Source organism: Mycolicibacterium setense (assembly GCF_000805385.1).
Lineage (GTDB): Bacteria > Actinomycetota > Actinomycetes > Mycobacteriales > Mycobacteriaceae > Mycobacterium > Mycobacterium setense.
The window spans coordinates 408,246-422,586 of record NZ_JTJW01000008.1 but is presented as its reverse complement, the minus strand read 5'-3'; the positions used below and the strand labels follow the sequence as shown (position 1 = coordinate 422,586).

Sequence of the window (14,341 nt, the reverse complement as noted above, 5' to 3'; positions counted from 1 at the left end):
GGATACCTGATCGCACTGCACCTGGGCCAACATCTTCGGCATGGAACCGAGTTCAGCACAGAAACGTATCGATGCCGACCTTCTGGTCATCGGCTTCGGCAAGGGCGGCAAAACCCTGGCCGCCGATATGGGCAAACACGGCCAGCACGTGGTCCTGGTCGAGGAGTCGGCCGCGATGTACGGCGGCACCTGCATCAACACGGGGTGCATCCCGACCAAGTCGATGGTGTATCACGGCGAGCAGCGTGTGCCCGGCGTATCCGGCGCCTCAGCCTATGCCGACGGGGTCGCGTCGGTGGAGCGCCTGACCGCGGGGTTGCGCGCGGTAAACCTGGCCTCCCTCGTGCGTACAGTGACGGTGCTGACCGGCAGGGCGCGCTTCGTCGACGCCCACAGCGTCGTTGTCACCACCGACACCGGACCCGTGGTGGTTACCGCCCAGAAGATCGTCATTGGTACCGGGTCGACGCCAGTGATTCCAGACCTACCGGGGCTGAACGACTGTCCGGTGGCGGTCACCAGCGCGCAACTGCTGCGGCTAGCCGCGCGACCGGACCGGTTGGTGGTGCTGGGCGGCGGCTACATCGGCCTGGAGTTCGCATCGATGTACGCCGGGTTCGGTAGCGCTGTCACTGTGCTGGAGAAACGTCCAGCGGTGCTTACGAACGAGGACTCCGATGTCGCCGGCTCAGCCCGTGCAGTGCTGGGCGAGCGCGGGGTTGACATCGTTGCGGGCGCGAGTGTGGTTGGGATACAGACGATCATGCGCCCTGGTGGTCCGCCGGCGGCACGAGTGGAGTATGTGATCGACGGCCGCTCCACCACGGTCGACGCGGACAACGTCCTCGTTGCGCTCGGCCGCAAACCCAACACCGCCGAATTGGGGCTCGACCGGGCCGGGGTCGAGGTTGCCGACACCGGAGCTGTCGTGGTCGACGAACACCGTCGCACCAGTGCGCCGCACATTTTCGCTGTCGGTGACGTCAACGGTGGGCCGCAGTTCACCTACATTTCCCTCGACGACTATCGCATCGTTCTCGATCAGCTCACCGGTGCCGCCGCGCCCCGGAACGCCTCACAGCGGGTGGCGGTACCCAACTGCCTCTTTCTCACGCCACCGCTGGGCCGGGTCGGTCTGACCGAATCCCAGGCCCGGGCAGCGGGTTACGACATCCGGGTCGCCGCGAGCCCTGTGGTCGACCTGGCCACCGTGGCCCGGGCCCGGATCGTCGGCCAGACGGCCGGAATGATGAAGGTGGTGGTCGATGCCGCCACCGACCAGATCCTGGGTGCCGCGCTGCTGTGCCACGATGCCCAGGAGATCATCAATCTGGTCGCGCTGGCGATGCGGCATGGCATCACGGCCGGCGCGCTGCGTGACGAGATCTACACGCACCCTTCGATGGCGGAGTGCTTCAATCAACTTCTGGGGATGCTCGCCTAGCATTCGCAGAGTCCGCCATCGTGAGCACGACCCGGAACCGTGCCTGGTTGCGCATCATCCGGTCATATCCGGCGGCGGCGTCCTGCAACGGAGTCGGCTCGACCCAGGGCCGGATCCCGTGCAGGGCAGCGAATTCGAGGGTGTCTTCGGTGTCGGCCGCGACACCTGCGGGGTGTCCGTGCACGGTCCCTGAACTGTTGATCAGTTGCAGCGGTGTGACATCGAGCGCCTCGTCCAGCACGGCCAGCGTCAGCAGCTCCCCATGCGGGGCCAGACCATCGACCGTGGCGTTGATCGCCGCCCGATTGGTGGCGGTGGCGGCGACGACCCGGGCGCCGCCGAGCTTGCGCAGCTCTGCTGCTACATCGGCTTCGGTGGCGTCGATGTAGTGATGTGCACCGAGTTGGTGTGCCATGGATGCCTTTTCGGCACCGCGGGCGATGGCGACAGTTTCGAATCCCATCCGGGCCGCGAACTGCACACCGAGGTGCCCCAGCCCGCCGATGCCCAGGACCGCCACCAGGTCGCCGGGCTTCGCACCCGTGTGCCGCAGTGAGTTGAACATCGTCACCCCGGCGCACGCCAACGGTGCGGCTTCAACAGCGGTGAGAACATCGGGAATTCGCGCCAGGCCCGACTCGTGTACGACGAGCATCTCGGCGTAACCGCCGGGGAATGCCGCCCCGGTGACCTTGGACCGTGAGCAGTGCACGAAATCGCCGCGCCGGCAGCGATAGCAGGATCCGCAGTAGAATCCGAACCATCCGATGGCGACGCGGTCACCCAGCTGCCAGTCGTCGACTCCCGGTCCGACAGCGTCGATGTGACCGGCGACCTCGTGACCGGGTGTCACCGGGAAGACCGTGCCGGGCAGGTGTCCCGCACTGATCTGCGAATCCGAATGGCATACTCCGCATGCCTCCACCCGCACCCGTACCTCGCCACGTCCTGGCTCCAGCACCGGCCGATCGACGAGATGGAGAGCGCCGCTGGGTTCGGTGACCTCAACAGAACGGTATGTAGCAGACATCGTTTCAGTGCCTCTCGGTTGATTGAAGGTCCACGCCACCACGTCACCAGATGTCTGACGGACGCGGTATGGGCACATTGACGGTTGTTCGGCGGACGTCGACTTCGGCGCCGCCGTCACCGATCCCAGCAGGAAGAGGCATGCTTCGGCCTGCGCGTTGCAGTCATGTGACCTATACCTGGAAGGACCCGGAGGTACGAGAATTCCTTGACGTGGACGAACTATCGAGCGCCGAGGTGGCGTTGGCGGCACTGGTTCCGGTACTTGGCACCATCACAGGTGACATGCTGCACCTGCCGACTCCGTGTGCGGGTTTCGATGTGGCCGGCCTCGCCGATCATCTGGTCGGAACCGTGACGATGTTGGGTGATTCGGCGGGCGCCGACTTCCCAGCGCCGCATGCTCGGCCGATCGGCGTTCGGGTCGCACACGCGGCCGAAACCGCGATCGAGGCCTGGCGGCGTCGGGGTACCGACGGTGACGTGGTCTTCGCCGGCCATGTCACGGCGGGCCGCCTGGCGCTGGGTGTGCTTTCGATCGAGCTCGTAGTGCACGGATGGGACTTCGCTCAGGCGTTGCACCACCCACTGCCCATCACCGCCGCGCATGCCGATTTCGTGCTGGGCCTGGCCCGTCAGATCATCACCCCCGACAGTCGCCGCACCGCCGGGTTCGACGAACCTGTGCCCGTCACCACCGATGCGGCAGCACTGGACAGACTTGTCGCGTACACGGGGCGGCATCCACAGCGCGGGGCCTCCTAGCGCAACGCCGCGGGCACCTCTGCGCCGAGCAATTCCACCAGCACTGCCAGCAGACCGTCGAGTTCCACACCGACGGCCGTGATCTCGGGTCTGCCGTAGCTGGCGAACAACAGGCTGGGCTGGTCGACGGCCAGTACCGTGCCCTGCCCCGCGTCGTAGATCAGCGTGCGCAGCGGCGCGTGCAGCATGACACCCGGGTCGTGCCGGTACATCCGCTCGGCAATCGTGTGATTGCCCACCAGATACTCGCTGCACGGCCAGACCGAAGCCGATCCGCGCATGGCCGGCGCGACGTCGCTGCTGAAGTACCGCAGAAAGCCGTGTGGCGCTTGCCTTTTTATCTCGGCCACCACGTCCTCCCACTTGGAAGCCGTGGCGAAGGCCGCGAAATCGACTGCGGGAACCAGTGTCTCGTACCGGATGCGGGCATCGTCGTAGCCCCCGGGCAGGCTGATCAGCAGCCTCCGATTCGGGTGCTCGACGACGGTGCTCACCGCGCGATCTCCAGGACCACCCGGAACCGGGCCTTGCCGGACATCATGCGCTCGTACGCTTTCGGCGCGTCCTCGAACGGGACCGGCTCGATCATCGGTGCAATACCGTTGGCTACGCTGAACGCCAGGTTGTCCTCGTTCTCTGCGGCGGACCCGGTGAGGCTGCCCACGATGCTGCGGCCGCCGAAGATCAGCTCCGATGTGCTGACCTCGATGGGATCCGGTGCGGCGCCGACGACGACGAGTTGCCCGCGCGGAGCCAGCCCGGCCACCAGTGGGCTCATCGAGGAACCGCTGGCCGCGGTGGCCACGATCGCGGCGGCCCCGCCGAGTGCGGTCAGCGTGGCGCCGGGATCCTCAGCGGCACTGTCGATGTAGATATCCGCCCCGAGTTTCCGTGCCAGTTCGGCCTTTTCGGGTCCACGGGCGATCGCGGCGACCCGGAATCCCAGTGCGCGGGCGTACTGCACACCGAGATGCCCCAACCCGCCGAGGCCCTGGATCCCGACCAGCGCGCCCGGAGCGGCCGGTGCATTGCGCAGGGCGTTGAACGTGGTGATTCCCGCACACAGCAGGGGTGCGGCCACCGACGCGTCGAAAGCATCGGGTACCCGGACCAACCCGGTGGAACGGGCATACACGACCTCGGCATACCCGCCGTCCTCGCTGGTGCCCGGTGTCGGCTGATCGGTGCAGTTGACGAAATCCCCGCGGCGGCAGAACACGCACTCATTGCATTGCCCGCCGAGGAATCCCAGACCCACCCGGTCGCCGGGCGCCCAGGTGTGTACGCCGTCGCCGACGGCATCGATGACGCCGACGATCTCGTGACCGGGCACCACCGGTTGCTGCGGGTCGGTGCGCTGGCCTTCGACGGCCAGCACATCACTGTGGCAGACACCGCAGCTGTGCACCCGGATCCGGACGTGACCCGGTGCGGGTGGGACGACCTCGCGGTCGACGAGTGCGAACTGCCGTTGGCCGGTTACCTGATAGGCGCGGTAGGTGGACATTCAGGCCACCGGGAACAGGGGTGCGTGTACCTGGCGGGTGAGGTCATCGGCCAGGACTTCCGGTGCGCCGGAGATGATTCCGTCGACGATCTGGCGGGCCACGTCGGCCGGGGAGTTCTTGGGGACATCGAGATCGGCGATCATGTCGGTGTCGGTGTAGCCGAGGTAGGCGCCGATGACATTGGTGCCCTGCTCCTTCAGTTCCTGGCGCAGCGAGTTGGTCGCCGACCAGAGTGCGGCTTTGGAGACACCGTAGGAGCCGTAACCCGGCAGCCAGGACAGCACCGAGGCGATGTTGACGATGGTGCCGCCCTTGCCGGCGAGCAGCGGTGCAAAGGCCTGGGTCACCCGGATCGCGCCGAAGAAGTTGGTTTCCAGAACCGCGCGGATGTCGTCGAGATCGTCGCGCACCAGGGATTGGCCGCCGAGCGTGCCGGCGTTGTTGACCACGATGGTGGCGTCGGCAGCGATCTGAGCCAGCTTCGTCACCGACCCGGTGTCGGTGACGTCGGCTGACGCCACGACCACCCGTGGGTCGTCGCTGGTTCCGCCGCGGCGGCTGGTCGAATAGACCTTGGCTGCACCGGCTTCCAGCAGTGCAGCGACGATGGCCTTGCCCAGGCCTTGCTGCCCGCCGGTCACCAGGGCGGTCGCGCCCGACACCGGGGTCCCTGCTGCTGTCATGTCGATCTCCTTCGAGTTGGACTCAGCACACGCCGTTGGTGTGCGCCACAGGTATCCGTCAATTGACTACCGTCCGTTCAGCACGGTGTGGAGTTGACTGCGGTTGGTGATCCCGAGCTTGGGGAACATCTTGTAGAGGTGGGCCGCGACGGTGCGGTGTGAAACGTACATGCGGTCGGCGATCTCCCGGTTGGTCAGGCCGGCAGCGGCCAGTTGGGCGATCTGAAGTTCCTGGGAGGTCAGGGTGGAAACCGGTCCCTGGCGGGGTGTCCCGACAGCGGTGTTGACGCCCGCGGCGCGCAGTTCGGCGGCGGCCCGTTCGGCGAACGGCGCCGCGCCGGCGGCGTCGAATGCGGCCAGGGCCGATGACAGATGAGTACGTGCCTCGGTGATCCGGCGCTGCCTGCGCAGCCATTGCCCGTACACCAGATGCGTTCGGGCCAACTCTAATTCGGCATCGGCATCCGCACCGGCGGTCAGGGCTGCCAGGAATTGCTCCTGCGCTTCGGTGTCGGTGGATGCCAGGAGTGCCTGCGCGCGATGTATCAGCATCGACTCCAGGCCGGATGCCAGCTGCGTGGCCTGCCCGGCGATGTCGGCGAGTAACGGACGTACCCGCGCGCCGCTGCCGCAACCTGCCGCCGCCTCGGCGAGGTCGGCGATGGCCCATCGTCGCGACGTCCGGTGCAGGGTCATCTTCATCAGGTGCTCGAGTGCCTCGGCGGCGTCGGCGGTGTACAGCGCCAACAGGCCGGCCGCCCACTGTGCGTCGTCGTGCCACAGGATCGCCGGGTCCGGTGCCAGCAGCCCGCGGGCCGCGCCGAGAGTCGCGTGGGCCTGTTCGAAGCGGCCCTGCCAGACCTGCACTCGGGCGAGAGTGGCTGCGGCCGAGGCGGCGGTCATCGGCAGATTGATGTCCTGGGCCAGCCGCAGTGCGTTCTCGGCGGCGATACCCGCGGCCTGGATCTTGCCCTGCTGCAACAACAATTGCGCCGTGCCGCGTTGGCCCTCGCATTCATCGGCGGCCGATCCCGAGGTCCTGGACCTCGTCTGCACGCGGGTCCAGCACTGCAGCGCATGTGTGCGGTCAGAGGCGGCCTCGGCCGCGAATCCCAGCGCCATCAACAGCAGGGGGTCGTCGGCAACCTCATCGATCATCTGAGGCAGGCGTGCGCGCAGGCCATGACCTGAGCCGGTGTCGTCGACCAGGGCCAGTGCCGTGCACACCATCGGATCGTCACCGCCGTCATCGAGATGTCGAAGCGCCGCAACGATATCGCGGTGCGGTTCCTCGGCGAGGCCGTGCATGCGGCACTCGATCGCGGCGGCCCACAGCAGTTGGCGTCGCGCAGCGGAGTCGTCGTTGAACTTCCCGGCCAGAGCGAGGAGTTCGGCGGCTGACTGACCGGCTATCGCGGCAGTGGCGTTGAGCACGAACCGGATAATGGCCAATTGTGCTGCACTACAATGTTCGTCGCCCAGGTTCTCGGCCTCGCCGAGAATGCTGATGGCCTCGGCGGTCAGCCCGAAGCTACGGGCGATCTCGGCGGCCTGGGTGAGACGCCGCGCCCGGGCCGCGGTATCGGGGGACAGCACGGCCGCCCGGCGCAGGGCGGCTGCGGATTCGGCGCCGGCGCCGCGGGCCAGGGCCTGGCGGGCGGCGCCTTCCAGCTCGGTGGCCACCCGCTCGTCGGTGCCGAAGGTGGCCTCGGCACGGTGCCATGCGGCGCGGACCGGGTCGACCGTCGCATCAGCCAGCGCACCATGCACGACGGTCCTCATGGACAGTGGCGCGGCGCCGTAGACCGTGGACCGAATCAACGGATGACGTACGTGGATCCGGCCGGCGCTCGCCGTGATCAGGGCGGCCCGTTCCAGCGGGGCCAACTCGTCGGTGAGTGCCAGGCCGAGAAGATCGGCTGCGGCGTCGATGTCGGGCACCTGCCCATCACTGGCAGAGATCAGGAGCAGCAGTAGTCGACTGTTGTCGGTCAGCCCGCTGAGCTGCGACAGGAATGCTCGCTCGACTCGCCGGGTGGTGGGTAGCGGCTCGCCGGAGAAGACGGCACTGTTGCCGCGCTCGCCGAGGGCACTGGAAAGCTCGATCACCGCCAGCGGGTTGCCGTCTGCCTGCTCGAGCACCCGCTGCCGGAGGAGGGCATCCGCGTGCTGTGTGGTGGTGTTCAACAGTTCTCGGGCATGTTCAGGAGCCAGCGGGCCCAAGGACATTCGTGGCAGGCCGTCCAGATACGGCGCGGCGCCGTCGAGACCGGTGCGTTCGGCGCACAACATCATCACTGGTGCGTTACTGAGCCGGCGTGCCACGAACGCCAGGACTTCCAGTGAAGACTGGTCCAGCCACTGGACGTCATCGATGATCAGGGCGAGTCGGCGACGGCTGGCGGCCTCCTCCAGCAGTCCGAGCACCGCGAGACTGACCAGCAGCCGGTCCGGGGTCGGGCCGTCGGCCAGTCCGAAGGCGGTCAGCAGGGCCGTGCGCTGGCGGGGTGGCAGTGCTGCGGTGTGGGCGAGCACCGGGTGGATGAGTTCATGGATGCCGGCGAAGCCCACCTCGGTTTGGCTCTGCAGGCCCGAGCAGCCGAGTCGGCTGTAGCCGTTGGCCACGGCCCAGTCCGCGGCGGCTGATAGCAGGGTGGACTTGCCGATACCGGCTTCCCCGTCGACGACGAGCGCTGCGCCGCCTGTGGAGATGGCGGCGAGCGTTTCGGTGACGCTGGCCAGCTCGGCTGATCGACCGATTATCACCTTCGCCAAGCTAGCAGGCTGAATTGGTATTGCCAACCCAGGTAGGCTGTGAGGATGCGCACCGACCCGTGGTCCGACGACGCCTGCCCGATCGCCCGCACCATGGCGGTGCTGGGGCAGCGGTGGGCCATCCTGATCATCCGGGAGGCGTTGCTGGGCCGGTCCCGGTTCTCCGAGTTCCGGGAGCAGCTCGGCGTGGCCTCCGATGTGCTCAGCGCACGACTGGCCGAGCTGGTGGACGCCGGCATATTGGACGTCGAGGATTACCGGGAGCCCGGCGAACGTACCCGCAGCCGTTACGTGCTCACCGACGCCGGACACGATCTGATAACCGTGCTCGCCGCGATGGGGCAGTGGGGTAACAGGCATCGGGTCACCACCAAACGCAGTGGTTACCGGTTCATCGAGGAGGCCACTGGGGAACACGCGCTGGTTGTGTTCCGGCGTCGGGACGGCGTCGCTGTGCCCACCGGGGAGGTGACCCTGATCGACAGACTCAGCTCCGGATGAAGTCCAGCAGATCGCGACCCAGTTGCTGCTGATAGTCACCGTGAATACCGTGGGAGGCACCGGGATACACCCGCAATGTGCCGTAGCGCACCAGTTCGATCGCCTTCGATGCGGCGTCATGGATGGGGACGATCTGGTCGTCATCGCCGTGCGCGATTAGGATCGGCACCTCAAGGGCACGAAGGTCCCCGGTCAGGTCGGTCTCCGAGAACGCCTGCACGCAGTCGTATGCCGAGGCCAGCCCCGCCTGCATGCCCTGCAGCCAGAAATGGTCGATCAATCCCTGTGACGCGGTGGTACCGTCCCGGTTGAAACCGTAGAACGCCATCGCGAGTTCCCGCCAATACCGGGATCGGTCGGCCAGCACCTGTGCCCGGATATCGTCGAACACCGAGAGCGGTGTGCCTTCGGGGTTCTGCGGTGAGGCCAGCATCACCGGCGGCACCGCGCCGACGGTGATCACCTTGCGCACCCGGCCTGTGCCGTGACGCGCCGCGTACCTGACCACTTCGCCGCCGCCGGTGGAATGCCCGATCACGACGATGTCGGAGAGCCCCAGTGCGTGCACCACCGTCGCAAGATCCGCCGCATAGGTGTCCATATCGTTGCCCGACCAGGTCTGTTCGGAACGACCGTGCCCCCGCCGGTCGTGCGCGATGGCACGGAAACCATTGTCGGCGAGCAGTTTCAGCTCGACATCCCAGGCGTCTGCACTCAGTGGCCAGCCGTGACTGAAGACCACCGCCGGCCCGCTGCCCCAGTCTTTGTAGTACAGCTGCGCCCCGTCGGAGCCTTCGATATACGGCATGGGAGACAGTGTGTCCCGTCGGCTTCCGCCGGGCCATCCGTCAAACGACCATCGCCATGAGCCACCGCGTCGACGCGGGCGCGTAGTCAATTGACGGATACCCAGGCAGGCCATGGAACGCCACGCTTGATTCCAGCAAAGCGATAGGGAGACAGGACATGACGGACACCATCACCGAGGTGGAGGCAACGTACGCCCCCAACCTCACCGTCGACGTGGCGGGCGAACGGTTCGCCTACCGGCGCGTCGGTAACCCATCAGCCACGGTGCCCCCATTGGTACTGCTCCAGCATTTCCGCGGCAACCTCGACTACTGGGACCCGGCACTGCTCGATGTTCTGGCGGCCGACCGTGAGGTGATCACCGTCGACCTGCGCGGTGTCGGTGGCTCCACCGGGACCACCCCTGACAACGTCACGGATATGGCGCGCGACGCCCTGCAGTTCATCGATGCCCTGGGCATCGCCACGGTGGACCTGCTGGGCTTCTCGCTCGGTGGCCACATCGCCCAGGAGATCGCCCTGGTGCGTCCACGGTTGCCGCGCCGGCTGGTGCTTGCCGGCACTGCGCCGCAGGGTGCCCCCGATCTGCACCGTTGGTCCGAGGACGTCTACACATACGCCTGCGCCGGCGAGATCACCTCCGAGGGATTCATCGCACTGTTCTTCTCCGGCTCCGACCAGAGCGTCCAACGCGGCTGGGAGTACCTGGCCCGCACCCATGCGCGCACCGCCGACCGTGACGCCGAGACGACGCTGGTCTGTCGCGACGCCCAGTATCAGGCCTTGATGACCTGGGGCATCCCGGAATCATCAAAACTGGAACGACTTTCGGCGATCACTCAACCGACGCTGGTCGCCAATGGTGACAACGACACCATGATGTCCACCAAGAACAGCCACCTGCTGGCCGAGAAGATCCGGGGCGCCCAACTGCGCATCTACCCCGACGCCGGCCACGGATTTCTCGGCCAGTACCCGGTCGAGTTCGGTCAGCACATCCGCCAATTTCTCGGCCGCTAAGGAGAACCCATGACCGACCTGCTCACCACCGTCCTGAACACCTACGGCGGAGTAGACCGCTGGCGCGAACTGACCTCGGTCACCGCGCACAAACGGTTCGGCGGCGCCATCTGGGATATCAAGGCGGTCCCCGGCATCGTCGACGAAGGTGAGATCACTGTCTGGATCAAAGACCAGCGCACCTCGTTGTGGCCTTTCACCGCAACTGATCTGAAGACCGCCTACACTCCGCAGCGGGTGGGCATCGAGACGACCGAAGGTGACGTCGTCGAGGTGCTCGACGATGCCCGTGCTTCGTTCGCCGGCCACACTCTGGAAACACCCTGGACCACAATGCAGTTGGCGTACTTCACCGGATACGCCATGTGGACCTACACCGCAGAACCGTTCAACCTCACCTTCCCTGGAGTGCGTACCGAGGAGGGCGACCCCTGGACCGAGGACGGGCAGCGCTGGCGCACTCTGCACGTGGACTATCCCGACACGATCGCCACTCACAGCCCGCACCAGATTCTCTACGTCGATGCCGACGGGCTGATCCGGCGGCGCGACTACCAGGTCGACATTGCCGGGGGATCCCCAGGCGCGCACTACATCTCGGATTTCGATGAGATCGACGGACTGGTGATCCCACGCACCCGGATGATCTACGTCCGCGACGCCGACAACCACCCGGTCCCAGAACAACTCGTGGTGTCCATCGAACTCACCGACATCACCCTGGGCTGAGAGCTGACGACGGATACCGCAGCAGACCGCCCGATGTGAGCGTCGAATGAGATCCAATCAGAAGGGAACCACCATGCCATACCTGTCCGACCAGGCCGACGACCGTTTCGTCGATGGGCCTGAGGGGGAACGCTTCCACTACCGCCGCTTCGGTAAGCCCGGAACGGTTCCGCTCGTGCTGTGCATGAGGCTGCGCGGCACGATCGACCACTGGGATCCGCAGTTACTCGATGAGCTCGCCGCGGAACGCGAGGTCATCGTGTTCGACAACCGGGGGACCAGCGCATCCAGTGGACCCGCGCCCACCACCATCGAAGGCCTCGCCGACGGCGGGATCGCGTTCATCCGTGCGCTGGGCCTGCCCCAGGTCGACGTACTCGGCTGGTCGCTGGGTGGAATTGTCGCGCAGGGCATCGCATTGCGGGCCCCCGAGCTGGTGCGCCGCTTGATCGTTGCGGGCAGCACCCCGGCCGGGGTGCCCGAGCAGCCGGCGCCCGGGCCTCGGGTCGGCGAAATCCTCGGTCACGAGGTCAACGATGACGAGGACTACTTGTACCTCTTCTTCCCGGAGACCGACGAAGGCCGGTCGGCGGGTATGGCGTCGTTGCGGCGTTTGGACACTCGGCTCGGGCACTCGCATGCTGAGGTCCAGCCGGGCACCTACCGCGCGCAGCTCGGCGCCATCGCCGCATTTGGCGGATACTATGACCGGCTGGCCGAGCTGAAGCTGCCGGTGCTGGTGGCCAACGGTGCGCACGATGTGATGATCAATTCCTATGCCACCTACGCGATGTCGCAGCGGCTGCCCGATGCCAAGGTGTCGCTCTACAGTGATGCCGGACATGGATTTCTGTTCCAGCACATCACCGATTTCGCCCATGACGTCAACCGGTTCCTGGGCTGAGCGTCACGAAAGCCATCAGTCAAGACGCTTGACGCCGAGCAGACGCGCGGGTACCCGATTCCGCGCATTCCGAGGTACCGGCACGTCTGCTCGCGGGACTAGAACCGGCCGCCACCACCGCTGTAGCTGCGGCCCGACGAATGGGACGATCCGCCGTACGACGTCGGGCGGCCCATGCCGCGTCCACCGCCCCAGCTGCTGCCGTACCCGCCGCCGAAGCCGCCACCAAAACCGCCGCCCCCGCCGCGCAGGATGTTGCCGATGAGGATGCCGCCGAGCACCGCACCCATGTCGGACCCACCGCCCCCTCCGTACTGCGAGGTGTAGGACCGCTGCGCGGCGCGAACGTCGTCGTTGGCCAAGCCCTGTGCCTGCGCCGCAAGGGTCGACGCTCCGTTGGCGTGCGCCACCGCCTCATTCGGATTGTCGGACCGCTTGGATTCGGCGGCCTGAAGCTGCCGTTGTGCCTCGGCCAGCCGGGTGCGGGCCTCCGGACCGATGCTGCCGCGTCGAGTTTCGATGAAGTCCGACACCGCCTTGACCCGCGACTGCGCGGTGAACAGGGCTTGCTCCAGCGCCCGGGCCAGCCGTTCTGCGGCCTCCTGCTGTTCGTGAACGCCGGCGAGCAGCTGATCGAGTTCGGCGTCGGCCTTGGTCAACCGCGTGAACGTGCCCAGTGGGTCAGCCTTACCGTTGGCCGTCGCACTGTCGGCAGCTTTCTTGGCCGCATCGCGGGCCGCGCCGAGTCTGTCCGCCTGCGGCGTACCCGGTTGCGCCAGCAGTGAATTCGCCTGGTCGATTCCGGCCTGAATGTCGGTGATGGCCGCGGGCAGGCCGGCCAGGGCCCGGTTGATGTCGGAGGCGGCGCTGTCCACGGCGTCGAGCAGGGTGCGGGCCTGGTCGAGCGCGGACTCGGCCGAGCGTACGGCGTCCACCAACGCGGTCTGATCCGTCGCCGGCCGGGATACCAGGTCGCGGGCCGTGGTGATGTTGCGATCGGCGAATGCCAGCCGCTCCTTGGCGGTATCGACGTTGGTCGCCACCGAGGTCAGGGCGGTCGCGTCGAACTGCGTGTGCAGGTTGTCCAAGGTTTGTCGGGACGGGTCGATGCGGGCGGTCAGGTCGACCATCTGCTGGGTCATGGTGTCGAGGCGCGCCGGTGCGTTGATCACCAGATCGCGCAGCTGCTCGAATGCCTGGCTCTGGGCGTCCAGCTCCCGGTCGGCCCTGGCTGCCGACACCACCACCTGAGTCAACAGCTGACGTTGTTGCAGCGGTGTCTCGGGCGCATCGTCATCGAGGGTTTGGCGCACGTTGAACGCTTGGGCCAGGGCGGTTTTCGCGTTCGCGAGGGCGGCGCTGAAGGGTTCGGTGCGCTTGGCCCCGAACTCCTCGACGGCCAGTTCGAGCTCGGCCTCACTGGTGCGCACCGCGTTGTCGACATCGACCACGATCGAGCGGGACAGCTCGTCGAGCGCCTCCAGCGGCACAGCGGCCAGGGCGTTGGCGTCGGTCGGGTCGACCCGCTTGGCGGCCTCGAACTCGGCGCGACGTCGCTTGGCCCGGCGCCGGCGCGACCACCACCACAGCAACCCGAGCAGCACGAGCACCACGCCGACGGCGATCAGCAGTGCCGGCCACGAGATCCCGGGTGCGGCAGACGGATTGGCGGCCGGTTCGGCTTTCAGACCGTTGGCGGCGGCGATCGCGGCGCCGGCCCAGTCGTCACGGTGCAGTGCCGGCTCGATGCTGTTGACCCGGATGTCGTTGGCGCGCTCATTGCCGCCCCGGACCGTGTTCGGCACCTGGAACGAGTACGCACGGTCCTTGGTGGCCACGGCGAGCAGCGCGTCGTCATCGCCCAGATCGCTGAGCCGGATGGTGTTCCGTGCCCAGCCCGACTGGTTCTCCCCGGAGAAGTCCTCGACGAAGACCACCCAGAGCTGAATGCGTTTGGTGTCGTAGAGCTGGTCGAGGGCGCGTTGCACACTGGCCCGCTGCGGCGACGACAGTGCCCCGGCGTTGTCGGTGAGTTGTGTGGCCAGCCGCATCGGCGGTTCGGCCGCTGCGCCGGGGGCGACCAGGAGTGCGGTGGTCAGGATCGCGAGCAGCATGGACAGCACACGGGCGATACGCATGACCGTCAATCTAGTGCGCTGCGGGGTGGGTGGGC

The 14,341-nt window shown here is 67.0% G+C and carries 13 protein-coding genes; 6 read left to right on the top strand and 7 right to left on the bottom strand.

All coding sequences use genetic code 11. The features are described from left to right. Positions 1-40: 40 nt before the first annotated feature. Positions 41-1,444: an FAD-dependent oxidoreductase gene (locus QQ25_RS20365; RefSeq protein ID WP_039322016.1), complete on the top strand. Its 1,404-nt coding sequence runs from the start codon at positions 41-43 to the stop codon at positions 1,442-1,444. On the opposite strand, the gene QQ25_RS20360 is transcribed toward QQ25_RS20365, so the two are convergent. Continuing rightward, positions 1,416-2,474 (bottom strand): alcohol dehydrogenase, encoded by a 1,059-nt coding sequence (locus tag QQ25_RS20360; protein ID WP_052235935.1) that lies wholly within the window; start codon positions 2,472-2,474, stop codon positions 1,416-1,418. The genes QQ25_RS20365 and QQ25_RS20360 overlap by 29 nt on opposite strands. A 212-nt stretch (positions 2,475-2,686) precedes the next feature. On the opposite strand from QQ25_RS20360, the gene QQ25_RS20355 reads away from it, so the two are divergent. Then, positions 2,687-3,238 carry a TIGR03086 family metal-binding protein gene (locus QQ25_RS20355; RefSeq protein ID WP_039381125.1) on the top strand — a complete coding sequence of 184 codons (552 nt, stop codon included), beginning with the start codon at positions 2,687-2,689 and terminating at the stop codon, positions 3,236-3,238. On the opposite strand, the gene QQ25_RS20350 is transcribed toward QQ25_RS20355, so the two are convergent. From QQ25_RS20350 to QQ25_RS20335, 4 genes are all read right to left on the bottom strand, one after another. Further along, positions 3,235-3,732: a DUF302 domain-containing protein gene (locus QQ25_RS20350; protein ID WP_039322015.1), complete on the bottom strand. Its 498-nt coding sequence runs from the start codon at positions 3,730-3,732 to the stop codon at positions 3,235-3,237. The two genes, QQ25_RS20355 and QQ25_RS20350, sit on opposite strands and share 4 nt — an antisense overlap. Beyond that, complete coding sequence (locus QQ25_RS20345) at positions 3,729-4,745, bottom strand: alcohol dehydrogenase catalytic domain-containing protein (protein ID WP_039322012.1); 1,017 nt, start codon at positions 4,743-4,745, stop codon at positions 3,729-3,731. The genes QQ25_RS20350 and QQ25_RS20345 overlap by 4 nt, the downstream gene beginning before the upstream one ends. Then, positions 4,746-5,429, bottom strand: a complete 684-nt coding sequence (locus tag QQ25_RS20340) for an SDR family oxidoreductase (protein WP_039322009.1) — start codon at positions 5,427-5,429, stop codon at positions 4,746-4,748. It abuts the gene before it with no gap. Positions 5,430-5,495: 66 nt separating this feature from the next. Then, a complete protein-coding gene (locus QQ25_RS20335; protein ID WP_234711956.1) occupies positions 5,496-8,195 on the bottom strand; it encodes an ATP-binding protein in 2,700 nt (899 codons plus the stop codon). A 54-nt stretch (positions 8,196-8,249) separates the two neighbouring features. Here QQ25_RS20335 and QQ25_RS20330 point away from each other — a divergent pair, with 54 nt between their 5' ends. Continuing rightward, positions 8,250-8,705 (top strand): winged helix-turn-helix transcriptional regulator, encoded by a 456-nt coding sequence (locus QQ25_RS20330; protein WP_039322006.1) that lies wholly within the window; start codon positions 8,250-8,252, stop codon positions 8,703-8,705. Here QQ25_RS20330 and QQ25_RS20325 read toward each other — a convergent pair. Then, a complete protein-coding gene (locus tag QQ25_RS20325) occupies positions 8,692-9,513 on the bottom strand; it encodes an alpha/beta fold hydrolase (protein ID WP_039380666.1) in 822 nt (273 codons plus the stop codon). The genes QQ25_RS20330 and QQ25_RS20325 overlap by 14 nt on opposite strands. Positions 9,514-9,671: 158 nt before the next feature. On the opposite strand from QQ25_RS20325, the gene QQ25_RS20320 reads away from it, so the two are divergent. Genes QQ25_RS20320 through QQ25_RS20310 form a run of 3 tightly spaced genes read left to right on the top strand, consistent with a single transcriptional unit; the run spans position 9,672 to position 12,168 of the window. After that, positions 9,672-10,535, top strand: coding sequence for an alpha/beta fold hydrolase (locus QQ25_RS20320; protein ID WP_039322000.1), 864 nt, complete (start codon positions 9,672-9,674; stop codon positions 10,533-10,535). Positions 10,536-10,544: 9 nt separating this feature from the next. Next, entirely contained in the window at positions 10,545-11,264 is a 720-nt protein-coding gene (locus QQ25_RS20315) for a hypothetical protein (protein ID WP_039321998.1), read from the top strand. A 46-nt stretch (positions 11,265-11,310) separates the two neighbouring features. After that, positions 11,311-12,168 carry an alpha/beta fold hydrolase gene (locus QQ25_RS20310; protein WP_234706148.1) on the top strand — a complete coding sequence of 286 codons (858 nt, stop codon included), beginning with the start codon at positions 11,311-11,313 and terminating at the stop codon, positions 12,166-12,168. A gap of 98 nt (positions 12,169-12,266) precedes the next feature. Here QQ25_RS20310 and QQ25_RS20305 read toward each other — a convergent pair whose 3' ends face one another. Then, the gene (locus QQ25_RS20305) at positions 12,267-14,306 is read right to left on the bottom strand and encodes a TPM domain-containing protein (RefSeq protein WP_039380665.1); all 2,040 of its coding nucleotides are present in this window, start codon (positions 14,304-14,306) and stop codon (positions 12,267-12,269) included. Between the last annotated feature and the right edge of the window lie 35 nt (positions 14,307-14,341).